The sequence below is a fragment of the Rufibacter aurantiacus genome (assembly GCF_017916345.1).
Lineage (GTDB): Bacteria > Bacteroidota > Bacteroidia > Cytophagales > Hymenobacteraceae > Nibribacter > Nibribacter roseolus.
Genome location: NZ_JAFMSV010000004.1, coordinates 83342 through 102597, shown reverse-complemented (window position 1 = coordinate 102597; position 19256 = coordinate 83342). Strand labels below are relative to the sequence as shown.

Here is a 19256-nt window from a genome sequence, read left to right as displayed (position 1 = left end):
TGCCTGGAGGCAGAAGTCTCGTATCAGCTAAAAATAAGAAGGCGTTTGGGAGCTGTTTTTACATAAACAGCCCCAAACGCCTCTTTCTTTAATTAATAACCTAATCCTGAAAATTATTCTAATCTATAAAATCCTGCTCTAGGCTTCCAGCACCATCTGCGTCACGGCATTGATCCAGGTAGGATGCGTATTGCAGCTTTCCACCAGTTGCCAGTGCTCGCCGCCAGCAGCCTCAAATTCCTCTTTGAATTCTTTTCCTACTTCAATGGTGGTTTCCAAACAGTCGGCCACAAAGGCGGGGCTGAACGCCAGCACGCTTTTCACGCCGGCAGCGGCCAGGTCTTTTAAGATAAAATCGGTGTAGGGTTGCAGCCAAGGATCTTTACCCAGGCGGGACTGGAACGAGACGGTGTACTTGTCCTCAGGTATGTTCAGGACTTTTGCCAATTGCCGCGAGGTCTCAAAACACTGGGCTCGGTAGCAGTAGCGGTTACGGCTGTGGTACGTGTTGCAGCAGGCACCTAGCTGGCAATAGCCTTTGGTGCTGGCTTTCAGAATCTGGCGCTCTGGCAAACCGTGGTAGCTGAATACGAAATGATCATAGTCGCGCTTGGCCATGTGCTCGCGGGCGATCTCGGCGAAGGTGCCAATAAAGCCGGGGTGGTTGCAGAATGTGCTGATGAACCTGATATCAGGGATGACTTCCCACTTGCTCACTATCTCCATCACCTTCTCCTGCACAGATCCGGTACTAGCCGAGGCATACTGCGGGAACAGCGGCAGCACCACAATGCGGTCCACTACCTTCTCCTGCATCTCTCTTAGCGCATTTTCAATGCTGGGGCTCTGGTACCGCATGCCAAATGCCACGTGGTAATCTTTGCCCAGTCTCTCCTGCACCAGCCGCTGTAAGTCCAAGCCGTGGAAGAGCAATGGCGAGCCGCGCTCGGTCCACAGTTGGGCATAGATCTTCGCCGATTTTGGGGCCCGGAAAGGGGCAATTACGCCGTTCACCAGCATGTATCTGTTAGGCGCCGCAATGTCCAGCACCCGTTTGTCTAATAAGAATTCGCGCAGGTATTTGCGCACGTGCGGTACGCTGGGAGAGTCCGGCGTGCCGAGGTTCACTAATAATACTCCTGTTTTGCCAGTGGCTCCACTTTTCATACGCTTTCAATTGAGCTGCAAAGATACGGATTTGAGAAGCAGTTGGCACAGGCCAAATTGATGATATGCATCATTTTCCTATAGATATTAACAATGTCTTATAGAGACGACTACTTCTGTTTCAAGGTTGTTTTCTGGGAAACAAGCCTAAAGCTGATAAGCGGATAGGGCAGGAAAATGTTTTAACCCTTCTTTGAGAATAAAGCAGGCTTCACTTGATCTAAAACACATTCCTCCACTGGCGCGAGTTTCCGGCTCGTGTCCGCACGCGTTCCTGATCCTCTTTTTCAGAACAATAATATTCCGGAACAATCAACAGGGGTAATCCCGCAACACGTGCGGACACGAGCCGGAAACTCGCGCCAGCGGAGGCTAGGAAGACCTTTGATATTCTTCTGAGCTGTTTTCCAGAAAACAGCTTCAAAACGTAAGCCCGGTTACTGCGTACCTAAAAGACAGACTTTTAGCTCCTGAGGGAGAACTCGTTAAAAAGCCGTACCTTTGCAAACTATTTTAAAAAGGAGGTGAAAAATGGCAGAGAAGCCGCACAAAGCAGGGTTTGTAAGCATCATAGGCAAGCCTAACGTTGGCAAGTCCACGTTGATGAACGTGATGGTAGGCGAGAAACTCTCCATCATCACCTCTAAAGCCCAAACTACCCGCCACCGCATCATGGGTATCCTCAACTCAGAGGATTTCCAGATTGTGTACTCAGACACGCCCGGCATCATCCAGCCCCAGTATGAATTGCATGAGTCCATGATGCGCTTTGTACACGCTTCCCTGGAAGACGCCGATGTGATCTTGTTCGTGACCGATATCTACGAGAAGCACGATGAGAGCGAGGTGGTGGAGCGGCTGCGGAAAGCCAAAGCCCCCATTCTGCTGCTCATCAACAAGATTGACCAGGCCAACCAGGAAGAGGTAGTCGCTAAAATAGAATACTGGAAGGAGCAGTTGCCGGCACAGGAATACATGCCCATCTCGGCGCTGCACAGCCAGGGTACGGAGGGGGTGTTCCAGAAAATTCTGGACTTGTTGCCCGAGCATCCGGCGTATTATCCCAAAGATGAACTAACCGACAAGCCTGAGCGTTTCTTTGCGGCTGAGATGATAAGGGAGAAAATTTTTCTCAACTACAAAAAAGAAATCCCTTACAGCTGCGAGGTGGTGATTGAGGAGTTCAAGGAAGATGACGACATCATCAGAATGCGCGCCGAGATCAGCGTGGAGCGCAAAAGCCAGAAAGGCATTGTGATTGGCGACAAAGGCGCCGCGCTCAAGAAAGTAGGCACCCAGGCCCGTATAGACATGGAAGAGTTCTTCCAGAAGAAAGTGTTCCTGGATCTCTACGTACGCGTGAACGAGAACTGGCGCGCCGACAAACGCCTCCTGGACCGTTTCGGCTATAACAGCATTTAGATTTGAAAATTTGGAGATGTGAAAATGTGCAAATTCATCATTGTACACATGTTTATATCTCCTTTCTGTCATCTTGAAAGGATCTTGGTAGCAAACGGTAGAATGGTTAATCAAAGCCATTCTAGTTCGCCTACAAGATCTTTCCAAGATGACAAAGAGAAGAAAGCGTAAATTAAGTAGTTGCGGTTGGAGAGAAGCTAAGAGCTGATCAATTAACAACCAGTCACTAACAACTAAATACCAACAATTCCCTAGCGGCGCCACGAAGGCGATACTGCAGGTTTAACCCGCGTTTTGGGAGCGATTCCCGAAAAGGAGCCTCAAAACGCACATTCCAATTGATATGGCACAAAATACAATCGCCATTGTAGGACGCCCCAACGTGGGCAAATCAACCCTGTTTAACCGTCTGGTAGGTCAGCGCAAAGCCATCATGGACAACGTGAGCGGCGTAACCCGTGACCGCCATTATGGCCACGGCGAGTGGACAGGCAAATATTTCACTGTGATTGACACCGGCGGATACGTGCACGGGTCAGATGACATTTTCGAGGAGGAAATCCGGAAGCAGGTGGAACTGGCCATCAAAGAGGCCGATGTGATCCTGTTCATGGTAGACGTGGAGGCGGGCCTCACCGGTCTGGACGAGGAGTTCGCCAACGTGCTGCGCCGCACCGATAAGCCCGTGTACATTGTGGCCAACAAAGCCGATACGCACGCCCGCGGCCATTTATCCGGGGAATTTTACGCGTTGGGTTTTGAGAACGAGATCTTCCCTGTTTCCAGCCAGAACGGCTCCGGTACCGGTGAATTGCTGGATGCCGTGGTATCCCATTTCCCCGAGGAAGGCATTGAGAACCCCGAGGCTGGTATTCCGCGCATTGCCGTGGTAGGTAGACCAAACGTAGGTAAATCCTCGTTTGTGAACCTGCTGCTGGGCGAGGACCGCAACATCGTGACCGACATTGCCGGTACCACTCGTGACTCTATCCACTCGCACTACAACGCCTATGGCAAGGAGTTCATCATTGTGGATACCGCCGGGCTCCGGAAGAAAAGCAAAGTGCACGAAGACATAGAGTTTTACTCGGTGCTGCGCTCTGTGCGGGCATTAGAGGAAAGCGACATTGTGATTGTGATGCTGGATGCTACCCGTGGTCTGGAAGCCCAAGACATGAACATCATCGGACTGGCAGATAAGAACCGCAAAGGATTAGTGATTCTGGTGAACAAGTGGGACCTGGTGGAGAAAGAAACCAACACCATGCGTGACATGGAGAACGCCATCCGGGAGAAGATCGCGCCTATCGCGTACCCACCCATCGTGTTTATCTCCGTGCTGAACAAGCAGCGCGTGCACAAGGCCATTGAAACCGCCATTGACGTGTATGAGAACCGCTCTATGAAGATCCCAACCTCCAAGCTGAATGATGCCATGCTGAAGGAGATTGAGCGCTATCCGCCGCCATCCATCAAAGGCAAGTTTGTGAAGATCAAATATGTGACGCAGTTGCCCACGCACACACCTACGTTCGCGTTTTTCTGCAACCTGCCGCAGTATATCAAAGAGTCTTACACACGCTACCTGGAGAATCGTCTGCGCGAGCATTTTGGTTTTGAGGGCGTGCCCGTTAACTTAGTATTCAGAAAGAAATAGGCGGCTACTGCCTGTTTCTTTCTACCCGCGACATACCTACTACTACCTAACCCTGTATTATTAACCTTTATCTATGAGGACTATTTTATCGTTTGTGGCAGCAGCAGCTTTGTTGTCTTTCTCTGCCTGTGAATCAAAAGAAGCACAGGAAACCGCCGCCCCGTCTTCCGCTACCATGGAAGATGCCACCCATGCCACAGATGTTGCTGAGACCACCGCAGCGCCCGTGGACACTGCCGGGCTAAGCACGGATTCTCTGGCTACAGATTCTCTGTCAGACAGAAACTAAGTACCAGTTTCACAAAATCTTATTTGCAAAGGCGCGGGCCGCTCCTGATGAATTTCAGGAAGGGTCTGCGCCTTTGTTCGTTTAAAAGAATGTGATTGCATTGTTCTTATATCAGGTCTTGAAAATATATCCATTTTCCCATACATGCGTACATATGCCCAAGAAGCACAAGGATTTTTATGTAAGGCGCTCATTTGCTGTGCGCTAGAAAGAAAGAGTGCTTAGAATAGATTATCCGTTCAGACAAAATAAAACTATGAAAAAGACATTGGTTATGTTTGCTTTCTTGGGTGGCCTGGTGAGTTTCTCCGCCTGCGACTCTAAGAAGGAAAATAACATGGAAGATCAAGCAGAAAAAGTAGAAACCCATGCCGAGATGGCCGGAGACACTACTTTGGCCCGACAAGCCAGACAAGCCAAGGATAGTATTGATCAGGTAGATCCAGAATAAGGCAAAGCTGATCTCGCACCGCACATTAGACTTACACACAAAATAAAACTATGAAAAAGACATTCTTGATGGTGGCCATGGCCGCTGGTATGATGACCTTCGCTTCCTGTGATTCTGCCAAAGAAAACCAGGTTGAAGACCAAACAGAAAAAACCGAAGACATCCAAGACGACGCTGACAACTCCGGACCAGAGGAAGCAGCCGAAGAGCGGGAAGACAGCGTTGACGCTGCGGATCCAAACTAAGTTCTTCTGTAAGAACAAACAAAAAGAGACGGTGCCAATTGGTGCCGTCTCTTTTTTATGCCTGATGAGGACTGATAAAGGAAGATCGTTTACAAGGTTTCCTTACTGGGAAGCAGATGTGTTTAGGGCCTGTTTTACAGGAAACGGCGCAGAAACTCAGGCACCCAGCCGGCGCTGGATCATGCTGTCTACCACGTTGAAGAGTTGCGGCGGCGCCAGGGTGCGCCACGGAATTTTGTCCAGGTTTCCGCCAAAGTTGATGTAATAGTCTAGGTGGTACTGCTGCATCTCCTGCACCACAAACTCCTGGAACCCGATGGCCGCAATCCAGCCTTCCTCCACTTCCTCAAACCACTCCTCGTAGTAAGAATCATCTGAGCCGTGGAAATTGAATACGTTCTCCCCAATAAGGATGTAGTGGTTGATGCCCTCCCCAATCATCAAGTCCAGCACGTTGCGCTTTAGGGTCATGATGTCGTTGTTGAGTGTATCGTTCCACTCGCCTATGAGCTCTATCACGGCGTAGTTGTCATGGTAGTCAACGTACAGTATTTTGATGAAGAGCGTCTCAGAATCAATGTCGTCCCACTGCGGGTGGATGTAGTACCCGTAGATGGTGTGCGTGTATTCGTTCTCGTTGTTCTCGGCGCCATACAGCGGCGAGCGTTCGTCTTCGGAGGCAGAGTACGCCTCTATCCAGTTATAGAAAGGTTCAATGGTGTGCATGGCAATAGTGAATGACTGCAGAATTGCATAACGCAGAAACTCTTTAGATGGATGGCAGAACGGCATAAAAAAAGATCCGCCGGTCACGGGCGGATCTTCCTGGAGTTGTTTCAGGGCCATTTTGCAGAAAACAGCTTCTAAACAGAAATCCTAGTGCTCAGCCGCCGAGGTGATGGCCGACCGCACGCTGCCGTGCAGCTCCAGTAGCTCCTTGGCTTTCTCTTCAGAGATATTCAGTTCATCCATGATCATGCGTACACCACGGTCTACCAGTTTGTGGTTCGTGAGCTGCATGTCTACCATCTTGTTGCCTTTCACACGGCCCAGCTGGATCATGGTGGAGGTGGTGAGCATGTTCAGGGCCAGTTTCTGGGCGGTACCGGCTTTCATGCGGGTGCTGCCGGTCAGGAACTCGGGGCCGGTCACTACCTCTACCGGGAACTTGGCCACTGCCGCCACTTTGCTGTCGGCGTTGCAGACGATGCAGCCAGTGGTAATGCCACGCTCGTTGCAGGCCTGCAGGCCGCCAATCACGTAAGGGGTTCGGCCCGAGGCCGCGATACCCACTACCACGTCTTTCTCGTTCACGCCGTACGCGTCCAAGTCAATGATGGCCTGCTGGTCATCGTCCTCGGCAAACTCCACGGCTTTCCTGATGGCTTTGTCGCCGCCGGCCATGATCCCGATGACCAGATCAAAGGGTACCCCAAACGTAGGAGGGCACTCAGACGCATCTACCACGCCCAAACGGCCGCTGGTACCCGCGCCAATATAGAATAGGCGGCCGCCTCCTTTCAGTTTAGCCACCGTGGCCTCCACCAGTTTCTCCAGCTGCGGAATGGCTTTTTCCACCGCCAAAGGCACGGTTTTGTCTTCTTTGTTGATGTTGGTGAGGAGTTCCTGCACGCTCATCTGCTCTAGATGATTGTAGTTAGATGCGGTTTCAGTAGTACTCATGCGGTTATTTTCTGTTGGTGGTACAGGCTCAGGCCTTCAATTGGACTCTCTAATATCTGACCTACGTTAATCTGGTGCTCTTTGGCTACCGTACGCAGGATGTCTGCGAAGTAGAAAGCGATGGAGCCCACAAAATGGGTTTCCTTCTGCTGAAAATCGGGGTACTTCATCACGGTTTTCCGGAAGAAATCACCAAAACACTGGCAGATCAACCCGTAGATGAACGGGTGTTCCCGATGGTCTGACAGGAACCGGGCGTAGTTGGCCATGTAGCGGTTGGGATAAGGCTGGCGGTATACATGGTCCACAATCTCGTCTCGGTTGGTGTTGTAGCGGGTCATGAAGAGCTCATGCACGTCCTGGGGCAGTTCCTGGTTCAGGAAAGCCTGCACCAGCAGTTTGCCCATGTAGCCGCCGCTGCCTTCGTCACCCAGGATAAAGCCCAGGTTGGGCACGTTCTGCACAATCTTCTCGCCATCATAGAGGCAGGAGTTGGAGCCGGTTCCCAGAATACAGGCGATACCCTCTTTCTGGCCGCACAGCGCGCGGGCTGCCGCCTCCAGATCGTGATTTACCTGAACCAGAGAGTCGGGAAAGATTTCCCTGAGCGCCGAGACCACCACTTCCTGTTTGTCCTTGGCACTGCAACCGGCGCCGTAGAAGTAAATCTCCTGGGGTGTGTGGCCGGAAAGTTGCGCCAAAAGGCTGTCCTTTAACGTGAGGGCAATTTCCTGGGTATTTTGGTAATACGGATTAATGCCCGGGGTATGGGCCTGGGCTTTGACGCCTTCGTGGTCTAGTAAACGCCAGGCGGTCTTGGTAGAGCCGCTGTCAGCAATAAGAATCATAAAAGTTGGATCAGGAACTAAGGTCAAATCTCTGAAAAACCGCTCAAAACAGAGCTATTTTTTTAAGATTCCGATGACGGAAAACTTATCGAACACATACTCAGTGTGGGGCGCGTCCTTCAGTTCCTCGGTGAGGTCTTGCCCGGCCCAGTGCTCATAATGGTTCCCCCGCCGCCACAACCTGGACTTGGTCACGTCATAGATCTCGCCCTTGTAGGCCACCCAGATCTCGTCCCGGTCCTGTCCGTTCCTGAGGGCTAACTGCGCGCGGGTGTATTCTTGCATGGGTTTAATGTGCTAAGATGAGTAATGTGGTAATTAGAAAATGTGAGGATGTGTGAATTATTAATTATGGATGCTCAGTAGTGGTAATTGTTTTCCTTTTTAAGGCAGTTTTCTGAAAATTGGCTGGAAATGTCTTTTGCTTTACGCTAGTAGTTTCTCAGTTCTAGCACTTATTTAAATTCCTTAACACACCCTTCTTTCCCTTCCCTCTTTTGTCATCCTGGAAGGATCTTGTAGGCGAACTGTAATGCTGTTGGCTATGCACAAAAGGCTCCTTTGGGGAGTGCTCCTTAGAAAGCCGGCTAAATAATGTATTGTTTCATTGCAGCGGCCTACCTAGTTTGCCCACAAGATCCTTCCAGGATGACAAAAAAGGGAAAGGTATTGGCCAGGATGAACGTTGCTAGCACAGGCCTTAGGTACTGGTATTAAGGTCTTGTCGGTTCATAATGCCTTTTTCTAAACAAAATGCTTGCTCCTTGAAATAGCACATCAGCAAATTAACCCATCAGCACATTTCCAAAGTTAGCACATCAGCACATTAAGTCATTAGCACATTAAAGCCTCGCCTGCATCACAATCCATCTATTCGGGACTTCGCCGTCGGCGGCGGTGAGGTAGTCCTGGTAGCTGCAGGGCACGATGAGGGACGGGCGACGGCCCGATAGGTCGTCTACCTGCATCCACCATTTCTCAGTCTGCCGGTTTTTAAAGAAGTACATCTTGTTGGGATTGTCATGGAAACCCACCGAGAACCGCAGGAACTGGTTGCTGTGGAAGTCCAGCGTGCCCTGCCGTTGGTAGAAGCCTTCAATGCTGTACCAAACCATAGTAGCCAGGGTGATAGCCGTAAGGGAGCGGTGGTCAAACTCAGGGCGGTAGCCGTAGAAACCCAGCGAGCTGAGTTGGTCGTTCTGGCCGGCGTACCAGCACAGTTGGCAGGCCTCCTCGCCCGTGAGCCCGAAGGGGTTGGCAACGGCCTGGCCGGGCGCATCTTGGTGCCGAATGGCGGAAACGTCAAAGCTGATCAGGTCGGCTTGCCGGATGATGGGTTCCATCTCCTGCATCTGCTGGCGTACCTGGCCCAGACGGTACAGTTCAAAATGGAGTTTTTCAAAGGCGGCCAGCGTGGTAGTATCCGTGAGATAGGTCTGGTGACCTATATGGCTGAACCCAAAAAGGTAGTTAGGGTCATGCAGGAGTATGCGGTGCAGGTGATGTTGGTCCGGAGCGGTATCTTCTACATGGGCCATATCGGGTTGGCTGTCTATCATCACCAGGTTCACCGTTTTAGACAAATGCTCATACCCCAGGAACTGGCCGTAGGTGAGGTCATGCGAGCCACCCAGCAGGATAGGGAACTTGCCGGCGTCTACCAGAATCTCAATAACTTCTTTCAGGCGCAGGTACGTGTCTTCTAGGTGAATGCCCGGCAGCAGGTTGCCCAGATCCATGACCAGCCAGGAGCCGGTTCCTTTCATGAGGCGGTACAGTTCCTGCCTTATAAGGTTAGGGCCTTGGTAAGTGAGGTCTGTAGCGTTGGAGGTGCCGCGGTACTCCGGTAAGCCAATAAGCACCACCTCGGCAGAGCGCCAGTTTGGGAAAGAGTGAATAAAAGGAGCCAGGTAACCACCTACGGTTTTAGGGGCGTCTGCCCCCCCGAAGAGTTCTTCCGGAAGAGGTTCAAAGAATATGGAAAGGTTCATGCAGTACGTGTGGCAAAAATCAAATTTAGGTATTTATAAGCCAGCAGGAACAAGCATTTTTAACAATTCGATTAAAGAGGCTAGGCCAGATTTTGTTATTTTTAAATGATTTTGCGTTATATTAACCGACTATTCCACTTAGAAAGAAGAATCTATGAAGGTGACCCGGGTTTTTGATTTACTGACCAACCAGTTAGAACAGTTCCCGCAACCAGACTGTCTGGCCGCAAAAATCAACGGAGAATGGGTGAAGTACAGTACCCAGCAGGTATTGGAGACGGCTAACAAGTTGAGCCTGGCCCTGATCAAGTCTGGAATCAGGAAAGATGACAAGGTGGCCCTCATCTCCATGAACCGCCCGGAGTGGACTTTTTCTGACTACGGCATTCAGCAGACCGGGGCGGTGAGCGTGCCTTTGTACCCTACCATCACGGTGGAAGATTACCGGTATATCCTGAAAGACTCTGAGGCCAAACTTGTGCTGGTTTCCACCGAGGATCTTTACAACAAGGTAAAAGAAGCTATTTCTGACATACCCGGCGTTCAGGAGATTTACACCTTTGACCACGTGCCTGGTGCCAAGCATTGGTCTGAGTTGTTGAAGCTCGCCGAGGGCGAAGATGTGGCTACGCTGGAGCCGTACAAAGCAGACGTGAAACCATCGGATCTGCTTTCCATCATTTACACATCTGGTACTACCGGCGCGCCCAAAGGTGTGATGCTGTCGCACAATAACCTGGTGAGCAACTTCACCAACGTGAAGCCCTTTGTGCCGGTAAACCAGGAGCACCGCGCCTTGAGCTTCTTGCCGCTCTGCCACATCTATGAACGCATGGTGTCCTGCATTTACTTCTCGGTGGGCGTGTCTATCTACTTTGCCGAGAGTATTGAAAAAGTAGGCGATAATCTCAAGGAAGTGAAGCCGCACATCTTTGTGACCGTGCCGCGTCTGCTGGAAAAAGTCTATGACAAGATTGTGGCCAAAGGCGGCGAGCTGACCGGCGTGAAGAAAGGCCTGTTCTTCTGGGCGCTGGCCTTAGGGCAGAAATACGACACCCGTACCTCGCCGGGCTTCTTCTATGATACCCAGTTGAAATTAGCCCGCAAGCTGATCTTCTCCAAGTGGCAGGAAGCGCTAGGCGGAAACGTGAAAGTGATTGTGTCTGGTGGGGCTGCCTTGCAACCACGGTTGGCGCGCGTGTTCTGGGGCGCCAACATCCGCATCATGGAAGGCTACGGCCTTACTGAGACATCGCCGGTAATTGCCGTGAACCGCTACGAACCTGAAAACAACGTGATCGGCACCGTTGGTCCGGCTATCAACAACGTGGAAATAAAGATTGCCGAAGACGGTGAGATTTTGACCCGTTCTGAGAGCGTGATGGTAGGCTACTACAAGCGCCCAGACCTCACCGCTGAGGTGATTGACCCCGATGGCTGGTTCCATACCGGCGACATAGGCGAACTGGTGGAGGGCAAGTTCCTCAAAATCACTGACCGCAAGAAGGAGATGTTCAAGACCTCGGGCGGTAAGTACATCGCACCGCAGCTGATTGAGAACAAACTGAAGGAGTCTCTGGTGGTAGAGCAGGTGATGGTGGTAGGCGAGGGAGAGAAATTCCCGGCCGCGCTCATCGTGCCCGCCTTTGAAGGCTTGCAGGAGTGGTGCCGAATTCATAGCATCCCGTATACCACCAACGAAGAAATGGTGAAGAAGCCTGAGATCATTGCCAAGTTCCAGAAGGAGATAGACAAAGCGAATGAGCATCTGGCGCAGTACGAGAAGATTAAGAAGTTTGTCCTGCTGCCTAAGCTCTGGAGCGTGGAAACTGGCGAGATGACGCCTAAACTCAGCATCAAGCGTAAGGTCATCACCAACAATTACCGGAGCTTAATTGAAAGCCTGTACCGCACGGCATAGGTCAGAATAAAACAGAAGAGGAGACCCGATTATGGGTCTCCTCTTCTGTTTTTAAGCCAAGCTGTTTTGGCCTTATTTTTCAGAAAGTAGCGTATAAATGGAGTTCTGTAAAAGAGGCAGAACCTTTGTTCGTTATCAAAGTGGCAACGTAGTGAATCATCTTTTGCCACAACCGAATTCTAGTAAAGGATGCCGTTTGATCTTTTAGCAGTTTGAAAATTTTTCGGTTTATAGTATGCAAGCATAACAATTTTTTCTAAATTTGGTAAGAGACAGAAACACCACATGAAAGCAAACGAGACGGTTGACTATAATATCAAGGTATGTTGGCACGCCATTGCACGCATGTACAATACCCAGGCGGTGAAAAACGACATTACCACCTCCATTGGGTTCGTGCTGCTCAACATTGATCCCGAGAAAGGGACGCCGGCCACCAAGATCGCGCCGCTGCTGGGGCTGGAGGCCAGAAGCCTCACCCGCATCCTCAAAAGCATGGAGGAGAAAGGCCTCATCTACAAGGTAGCCGATGAGCAGGACAAGCGCTCGGTGCGGATTCTGCTCACCGAGCTGGGCCTGGAGAAGCGCGAAGTGAGCCGGGTCACCGTGCGGCGGTTCAACCAGAAGGTACGTGAGGTAATCCCCGAGAGCCAGTTGCAGGTGTTCTTCCAGGTGGTAGGCCAGATCAACAACCTCATAGAGTCTAAGAAAGTGTTCTAAGGCTGGGAGGGAGAGAAAGGGCTTTCTGTTTTGCGCCTGTTTTCCGGGAAAAAGACCTAAAGCATAAACCTGGCAAAACCTTCGTTTCTTTAGAAGGAAGCCCCGAGAGTGCCTAAGAGAAAAAAACGTGCGCCCCTAGAAACGCACATCCAGATACAAAAAAGAGTAACTATGAAGAGAATCATCAAGAAAGTGGCGGTGCTGGGCTCAGGCATTATGGGCTCGCGTATTGCCTGCCACTTCGCTAACATTGGCGTGCAGGTGCTCCTGCTGGACATGGTGCCCCGCGAGCTGCTGCCCGAGGAAGAAGCCAAAGGCCTCACGCTGGAAAACAAGTTGGTGCGTAACCGCATAGTGAACACCGCGCTGCAGACGGCCATCACTTCTAACCCCGCGCCGCTCTACAAGAAAACCGATGCCCGCCTCATCCAGACCGGAAACTTCGACGATGACCTAGCCGGCATCGCCACCTGTGACTGGACCATTGAAGTGGTGGTGGAGAACCTCAAGATAAAACAGAGCGTGTTTGAGCGTGTGGAGCAGTTCCGCAAGCCCGGCACCTTGATCACTTCCAATACCTCGGGTATTCCCATTCACCTTATGCTTGAGGGTCGCTCAGATGATTTCCGGAAACACTTCTGCGGAACCCACTTCTTCAACCCGCCGCGTTACCTCAAGTTGCTGGAGATCATCCCAACGGAGGAGACCGATCCTGAGATCACCCAATTCCTGTTGAAATACGGCGACCTGTACCTGGGTAAAACCACCGTATTGGCCAAAGACACACCGGCCTTCATCGCGAACCGTGTGGGCATCTACGGCATCATGCAGGTGCTGCACGTCATGGAGAAACTGGGCCTGAACGTAGACGAAGTAGACCGTCTGACTGGTCCGGTAGTGGGCCGCCCAAAATCCGCCACCTTCCGGACTTCCGATGTAGTAGGTTTGGATACGCTGGCCAAAGTAGCGCAAGGCCTGTACCAAACCGGCGAAGCCGATGAAAAGCGCGACCTGTTCCAATTGCCGGGCTACATTCAGCAAATGCTGGAGCGCAACTGGTTGGGTGATAAAACCCGCCAGGGCTTCTACAAGAAAACCAAAACCCCTGAAGGCGCCACCGAAATCCTGACGCTGGACCTGAAAACCATGGAGTACGGGCCTAAGCAAAAAGTCCGGTTCCAGAGCATGGAAACGCTCAAGCCCATTGAAGACCTGCGCAAGCGCCTCAAAGCCTTCAGCCAGGCCCAGGACAAAGCCGGCGATTTCTTCCGGGAGACTTCCTTCGGTCTGTTCCAGTACGTGACCAACCGTATTCCCGAGATCTCCGACGAACTCTACCGCATTGACGATGCCATGCGCGCCGGCTTCGGGTGGGAGCTGGGTCCGTTTGAGACCTGGGATGCCTTTGGTGTGCGCGAAACCGTAGTCGCAATGGAGACCGCCGGCTACAAACCCGCCGACTGGATCTATGAGATGCTGGAAGCCGGCCATGAGACCTTCTACCGCAGCCAGAACAACCAGCGTCAGTACTACGACATCCCCACCAAAGAATACAAGCAGATTCCAGGCACCGAAAACTTCGTCTTGCTGGACGTGCTGCGCGGTACCAACGTGGTCTGGAAAAACGCCGGGTGCTCCATCATTGACCTTGGTGACGGCATCCTGAACGTGGAGTTCCATTCCAAGATGAACGCCATCGGGAGCGAGATCATCCAGGGCTTGAACAAAGGCATTGATTTAGCGGAGCAGAGCTTCAGAGGCGTAGTAGTGGGCAACGAAGCCGCTAATTTCTCCGCCGGTGCTAACCTGGGATTGGTGTTCATGTACGCCCTGGACCAAGAGTACGATGAACTCAACCTCATGATCAAGCAGTTCCAGAACACCATGATGCGGATGCGCTACTCGGCTATTCCGGTGGTGGCCGCGCCGCACGGTCTAACGCTGGGCGGCGGTTGCGAACTATGTCTTCATGCCGACAGGGTACAAGCGGCCGCTGAAACGTACATCGGGCTGGTAGAATTTGGCGTAGGCTTAATCCCGGGCGGTGGCGGCACGAAGGAAATGACCTTGCGCACCTCGGCCGCCTATGAAGAAGGCGATACCGAATACAATGCCCTGCGTAACGTGTTCATGACCATCGGGACGGCCAAAGTCTCTACCTCTGCCGCTGAAGCATACGACCTCGGCTTCATGCGCCACGGCGATGGCATCACCCTCAACACCAACCGCCAGCTTGCAGAAGCCAAAGCAGAAGCCATTCTTCTGGCCGAGGCCGGTTACACCAGACCTACGCCTAAGACCAACATCAAGGTACAGGGCCGCGGCGGTCTAGGGATGTTCATCACCGGTGCCCACGCCATGCAGGCGGCCGGGTTCATCTCTGACCATGACCGTAAAATATCTGAGAAACTGGCGTACGTGATGTGCGGCGGCGACTTGTCTATGCCCTCAGAAGTTTCTGAGCAATACCTGCTGGACCTGGAGCGCGAAGCCTTCCTGAGCCTCTGCGGCGAACGCAAGACCCTGGAACGCATCAAGAGCATCTTAACCACCGGTAAGCCCCTGCGGAATTAAATTCCCTCTCTGTCATCCTGAAAGGATCTTGGTGGCCAACTAGACAAGCAGTAGCCATGAAACACCATAACTACTTTGTCTATATCACCGCCAATCCAAGTAAGACAGTGCTGTACGTAGGCATGACCAATGATTTAGTCCGGAGGCTAATTGAGCATCGGGATAACAGAGGAAAGCCGGAGACTTTTGCTGGAAGGTATTACTGTTATAAGTTGCTGTACTATGAGCGACACACCCATGTGCAGCACCCCATTGAAAGAGAAAAAGAAGTAAAGCTGATGAGCCGAGAAGAAAAAGAAGCTTTGATCAAGACAATTAACCCAAAGATGCTTTTTCTGAAGATAGTAGACTGATCTACCGTTCGCCACCAAGGTCCTTTCAGGATGACAAAAGTGGGGGAGCGTTAAGATGAGAAAATAGAATGAAACTCGTTTTTCGTTTGTTTTTATAGAAACACCTCAAAAAAAGAAAAGAAAATGCAAACTGCCTATATAGTTGCTGGATTCAGGACCGCCGTTGGGAAAGCGCCCCGCGGAGTATTCCGGTTCACCCGGCCCGATGACCTGGCCGCCGATGTGATCAAGCATCTGTTGGCGTCGGTGCCGCAATTGGACCCTGCCCGCGTGGATGACCTGTTGGTTGGGAACGCGGTGCCTGAGGCCGAGCAGGGCCTGCAGATGGGACGTATGATTTCCCTTTTGTCTCTGCCCATCAACGTGCCCGGCGCCATCATGAACCGTTACTGCGGCTCGGGCATTGAGACCATCGCTACGGCGTCTTTCAAAATCCAGTCCGGCATGGCCGATGTTATCATCGCTGGAGGGGCTGAGTCTATGAGCCTGGTGCCGGTGGTGGGTTGGAAGACTGCGCCTAACTACAAAATCGCGAAGGAACACCCAGAGTATTACTTGAGCATGGGCCTGACCGCCGAGGCGGTGGCCAATGACTTTAAAGTAAGCCGCGAGGACCAGGATGCTTTTGCCTATGCCTCACATCAAAAAGCTATCAGGGCCATTGAGGAAGGGCGGTTTAGAGACCAGATTGTGCCCATCAACGTGGAAGAAACCTACATGGATGAGAACGGCAAAAAGAAAACCCGCTCTTACGTGGTAGACACTGATGAAGGCCCGCGCGCTGACACGTCCATGGAAAAGCTGGCCAAGTTGCGGCCGGTATTTGCCGCCAATGGTAGTGTAACAGCTGGTAACTCTTCCCAAACTTCAGATGGCGCCGCCTTCGTGATTGTGATGAGCGAGCGCATGGTGAAAGAACTGAATATTGAACCCATTGCCCGTCTGGTGTCTTATGCCGCTGAAGGAGTGGACCCACGCATCATGGGTATGGGACCGGTGAAAGCCATTCCGCGCGCTTTGAAAAATGCGGGCATGAACCTGCAGGACATCGACATCATTGAGATGAACGAGGCCTTCGCGTCGCAGTCGATTGCGGTGATGCGGGAGCTGGGCATCGATCCGGATAAACTGAATCCGAACGGCGGCGCCATTGCCTTGGGTCACCCGCTGGGCTGTACCGGTGCCAAACTGAGCGTGCAGCTCTTTAGTGATCTGCGCCGGATGAACAAGAAGTACGGCATGGTGACGGCCTGCGTAGGCGGTGGCCAGGGTGTAGCCGGTATTTATGAGTTTTTAAAATAAACAGCATCTAAACATATGGAAACTGTAAGCAGAACATTGAGAGGCGGTGAGTTTATCATCAAGGAGACAAACGCCCAGGACGTTTTCATTCCGGAGGATTTCTCTGAGGAGCAGCGCATGATGGCTGAGACGGCCCGGCAGTTTGTGGACACGGAGGTGCAGCCGTTGGTGGAGCGCATGGACAACCACGAAGAAGGCCTGTTGGAAGGCCTCATGAAAAAGGCTGGCGAGTTAGGCTTGTTCGGTATCGCTATTCCGGAGGAGTACGGCGGCCTGAACATGGACTTCAACTCGTCTTTGCTGGTGACCGAATCGGTGGGGCCAGGGCACTCGTTTCCGGTGGCTTTTGCGGCACACACGGGGATTGGGACCCTGCCTATCCTGTACTTCGGGACGGAGGAGCAGAAGGCCAAGTACATCCCTAAACTGGCTACCGGTGAGTGGACCTCATCTTACTGCCTGACTGAGCCTGGCTCCGGGTCAGATGCGTTGGCCGCCAAAACCAAAGCCATACTGGATGTGGAAGGCGACAACTACATCCTGAACGGCCAGAAAATGTGGATCACCAACGCGGGCTTCGCCGATGTTTTCATTGTATTCGCGCAGGTAGACGGCGACAAGTTTACCGGCTTCATTGTGGAGAAAGGCACCGAAGGCTTGAGTTTGGGCAACGAAGAGCATAAAATGGGGATCAAAGGTTCCTCCACCCGCCAGGTGTTCTTCACCGACTGCAAAGTGCCGAAAGAAAACGTGCTGGGCGAGATTGGCAAAGGCCATTTGATCGCGTTCAACATCCTCAACATCGGCCGGATTAAATTGGCGGCGGCTTGTCTGGGTGCTTGTAAGAGCGTGGCCGATTTATCGGTGAAATATGCCAATGAGCGCATCCAGTTTAAGATTCCGATCTCTAAATTCGGGGCTATCCGCCATAAACTGGCTGAGCAGGCCATCCGCATCTTCGCGGTGGAGTCTGCCCTGTACCGCGCCGGTCATGACATCTATAACAAAGAGCAGGAACTGCTGGCCGCTGGTAAAAGCTACAACGAAGCCGTGCTGGAAGCCGCCCGTGAGTTTGCCGTGGAGGCTGCCATCCTGAAAGTAGACAGCTCTGAGGTATTGGATTACGTGGTAGACGAAGGTGTGCAGATCTACGGTGGTTACGGCTTCTCCGCCGATTACCCCATGGACCGCGCGTACCGCGATGCCCGCATCAACCGCATTTTTGAAGGCACCAACGAGATCAACCGCATGCTCATTGTGGACATGGTCTTGAAGAAAGCCATGAAAGGTGAACTTGACCTGATGGGCCCTGCCGCGGCCGTGCAACAAGAGTTGATGGAGATCCCGGATTTCGGGGACGAAGACACCACCCTATTTGCCTACGAGAAAAAAGCCATCAGCAAGTTCAAGAAAGCCATGCTGCTCACTGCCGGTACCGCCGTGCAGAAGTTCATGATGACCCTGGAGAAAGAGCAGGAAGTATTGATGTACATCGCAGATATGGCTATCCAGGCCTACATCGCGGAGTCTACGTTGCTGCGCGTGGAGAAACTGGTGAGCCGCAATGGCGAAGAAGCCACTTCCCGTCAACTGGATATGATGCGTGTGGTGATCAACGATGCTGCCGACCGTATCAACAAAGCCGGGAAAGAAGCTATTGCGGCTATGACCGAGCCCGGCGATGAGCAGAAACTGCTGCTGATTGGTCTGAAGCGCTTCACCAAACTGGAGCCGTTCAACACCAAAGAAGCCCGCAGACGCATCGCCTCTGAGATGATCAAGGCGAACGAGTACGTGTACTAAGCTGCGTTTCGGGCCTGTTTTGGCCAAAACGCCTGTAAAACAGAAAGCCCCGCCAATTGGCGGGGCTTTCTGTTTTTAGTAAGGTGAACTAGGCGCAGGGTTTAGGTGCCCAAGCAAAAAAACTATCCTCTTCGTCTCTCAAGCAGAATCATCATCATTAAGCTTAGGACAATTCGTTCCTGCTCCCCGGGTTCAAAGGCGCTTTCCTGGGTTACCGTGAACTTCCGGCCGAAGAAGGACTTCTGCTTTTTAAGGGTGGCGATGAGGGTGCCGTCCGGACGGGTCACGGTATAGCTGGGGTTGAAAAAGTACCCGGTCAGTATGCCTACTATCGGAAGTTCGCTCAGCAAACCATCGGCTACCTTAACCCAGGCATTTGCTTCCCTGATGGTGAAATCCTGCTGCTGGTTTTGGTCATATACCTCGTAATGCGCTTTCCACAAAGAAGCCCAACCCTTACGAGCCACACGGCCAACCTCCTGACCGGTTCTGTCCCTGAAGACATAGGCAGCCGAGAAGTCAATCCATTGGTTGGCTTTGATGGTGTAAAGCTGTTCAGACTGGGACTCATCGTTGAACACGATCACTTCCTCCTTCAACTTGAAAAGCTTCTGCCGAACATAGCACACGGGGAGGCCACCGGCATCCTTCACCGAAAAGTCATTGGCGAGGGTAGAGATTTTAAACTGGAATTCTAATGGAAAGTAAAGGTCTTGCATGAACCAGGGTTAGAAAGTGGCAGATTAAACTGAAGTAAAGTGACTGTGAAAAGCAGAAGATATGGGCAGGAATAAAAAGCCTGAACTGCTGACCTTTTATTCCTGCCAAGT

General features: G+C 51.9%; 18 protein-coding genes. 11 read left to right on the top strand and 7 right to left on the bottom strand.

Translation table 11 applies throughout. From position 1 onward, the window contains the following. Positions 1 to 138: 138 nt before the first annotated feature. On the bottom strand, positions 139 to 1167 hold the full coding sequence (hemH, locus tag J3P34_RS15260) for a ferrochelatase (protein WP_210489535.1): 1029 nt from the start codon (positions 1165 to 1167) through the stop codon (positions 139 to 141). A gap of 531 nt (positions 1168 to 1698) precedes the next feature. Between hemH and era the strand changes: the two genes are divergently transcribed. From era to J3P34_RS15235, 5 genes are all read left to right on the top strand, one after another. After that, on the top strand, positions 1699 to 2589 hold the full coding sequence (gene era / locus J3P34_RS15255) for a GTPase Era (RefSeq protein ID WP_210489534.1): 891 nt from the start codon (positions 1699 to 1701) through the stop codon (positions 2587 to 2589). Between the two features lie 343 nt (positions 2590 to 2932). Next, a complete protein-coding gene (gene der, locus J3P34_RS15250) occupies positions 2933 to 4246 on the top strand; it encodes a ribosome biogenesis GTPase Der (RefSeq protein WP_210462034.1) in 1314 nt (437 codons plus the stop codon). A 73-nt stretch (positions 4247 to 4319) separates the two neighbouring features. Then, entirely contained in the window at positions 4320 to 4535 is a 216-nt protein-coding gene (locus tag J3P34_RS15245; protein ID WP_210489533.1) for a hypothetical protein, read from the top strand. A gap of 256 nt (positions 4536 to 4791) precedes the next feature. Continuing rightward, positions 4792 to 4986: a hypothetical protein gene (locus tag J3P34_RS15240; protein ID WP_210489532.1), complete on the top strand. Its 195-nt coding sequence runs from the start codon at positions 4792 to 4794 to the stop codon at positions 4984 to 4986. 50 nt (positions 4987 to 5036) lie between these two features. Further along, entirely contained in the window at positions 5037 to 5231 is a 195-nt protein-coding gene (locus J3P34_RS15235; RefSeq protein ID WP_210462027.1) for a hypothetical protein, read from the top strand. Between the two features lie 156 nt (positions 5232 to 5387). On the opposite strand, the gene J3P34_RS15230 is transcribed toward J3P34_RS15235, so the two are convergent. The 5 genes from J3P34_RS15230 to J3P34_RS15210 form a co-directional block, all read right to left on the bottom strand. Beyond that, the gene (locus tag J3P34_RS15230; RefSeq protein ID WP_210464014.1) at positions 5388 to 5957 is read right to left on the bottom strand and encodes a hypothetical protein; all 570 of its coding nucleotides are present in this window, start codon (positions 5955 to 5957) and stop codon (positions 5388 to 5390) included. A gap of 150 nt (positions 5958 to 6107) precedes the next feature. Continuing rightward, complete coding sequence (gene murQ, locus J3P34_RS15225) at positions 6108 to 6914, bottom strand: N-acetylmuramic acid 6-phosphate etherase (RefSeq protein WP_210489531.1); 807 nt, start codon at positions 6912 to 6914, stop codon at positions 6108 to 6110. Further along, positions 6911 to 7762 carry an N-acetylglucosamine kinase gene (locus tag J3P34_RS15220; RefSeq protein WP_210489530.1) on the bottom strand — a complete coding sequence of 284 codons (852 nt, stop codon included), beginning with the start codon at positions 7760 to 7762 and terminating at the stop codon, positions 6911 to 6913. Before J3P34_RS15220 ends, murQ begins: the two co-directional genes overlap by 4 nt. Positions 7763 to 7816: 54 nt before the next feature. Then, positions 7817 to 8047 (bottom strand): cytochrome b5 domain-containing protein, encoded by a 231-nt coding sequence (locus J3P34_RS15215; RefSeq protein ID WP_210462021.1) that lies wholly within the window; start codon positions 8045 to 8047, stop codon positions 7817 to 7819. A 557-nt stretch (positions 8048 to 8604) separates the two neighbouring features. After that, positions 8605 to 9753, bottom strand: a complete 1149-nt coding sequence (locus J3P34_RS15210; RefSeq protein ID WP_210489529.1) for a formimidoylglutamase — start codon at positions 9751 to 9753, stop codon at positions 8605 to 8607. 154 nt (positions 9754 to 9907) lie between these two features. Between J3P34_RS15210 and J3P34_RS15205 the strand changes: the two genes are divergently transcribed. The 6 genes from J3P34_RS15205 to J3P34_RS15180 all read left to right on the top strand — a co-directional run bounded on the left by J3P34_RS15205 (position 9908) and on the right by J3P34_RS15180 (position 18426). Further along, the gene (locus J3P34_RS15205; protein ID WP_210489528.1) at positions 9908 to 11674 is read left to right on the top strand and encodes an AMP-dependent synthetase/ligase; all 1767 of its coding nucleotides are present in this window, start codon (positions 9908 to 9910) and stop codon (positions 11672 to 11674) included. A 285-nt stretch (positions 11675 to 11959) separates the two neighbouring features. Further along, the gene (locus tag J3P34_RS15200; protein WP_210489526.1) at positions 11960 to 12394 is read left to right on the top strand and encodes a MarR family winged helix-turn-helix transcriptional regulator; all 435 of its coding nucleotides are present in this window, start codon (positions 11960 to 11962) and stop codon (positions 12392 to 12394) included. A gap of 171 nt (positions 12395 to 12565) precedes the next feature. Continuing rightward, positions 12566 to 14968 carry a 3-hydroxyacyl-CoA dehydrogenase/enoyl-CoA hydratase family protein gene (locus J3P34_RS15195; protein WP_210489525.1) on the top strand — a complete coding sequence of 801 codons (2403 nt, stop codon included), beginning with the start codon at positions 12566 to 12568 and terminating at the stop codon, positions 14966 to 14968. 56 nt (positions 14969 to 15024) lie between these two features. Beyond that, positions 15025 to 15321, top strand: a complete 297-nt coding sequence (locus tag J3P34_RS15190; RefSeq protein ID WP_210489524.1) for a GIY-YIG nuclease family protein — start codon at positions 15025 to 15027, stop codon at positions 15319 to 15321. Between the two features lie 123 nt (positions 15322 to 15444). Continuing rightward, a complete protein-coding gene (locus J3P34_RS15185) occupies positions 15445 to 16623 on the top strand; it encodes an acetyl-CoA C-acyltransferase (RefSeq protein ID WP_210489523.1) in 1179 nt (392 codons plus the stop codon). A gap of 15 nt (positions 16624 to 16638) precedes the next feature. After that, entirely contained in the window at positions 16639 to 18426 is a 1788-nt protein-coding gene (locus J3P34_RS15180) for an acyl-CoA dehydrogenase family protein (RefSeq protein WP_210489522.1), read from the top strand. A 122-nt stretch (positions 18427 to 18548) separates the two neighbouring features. Here the strand turns inward: J3P34_RS15180 and J3P34_RS15175 are convergent, their stop codons facing one another. Continuing rightward, entirely contained in the window at positions 18549 to 19145 is a 597-nt protein-coding gene (locus J3P34_RS15175) for an LURP-one-related family protein (protein ID WP_210489521.1), read from the bottom strand. Positions 19146 to 19256 lie beyond the last annotated feature (111 nt).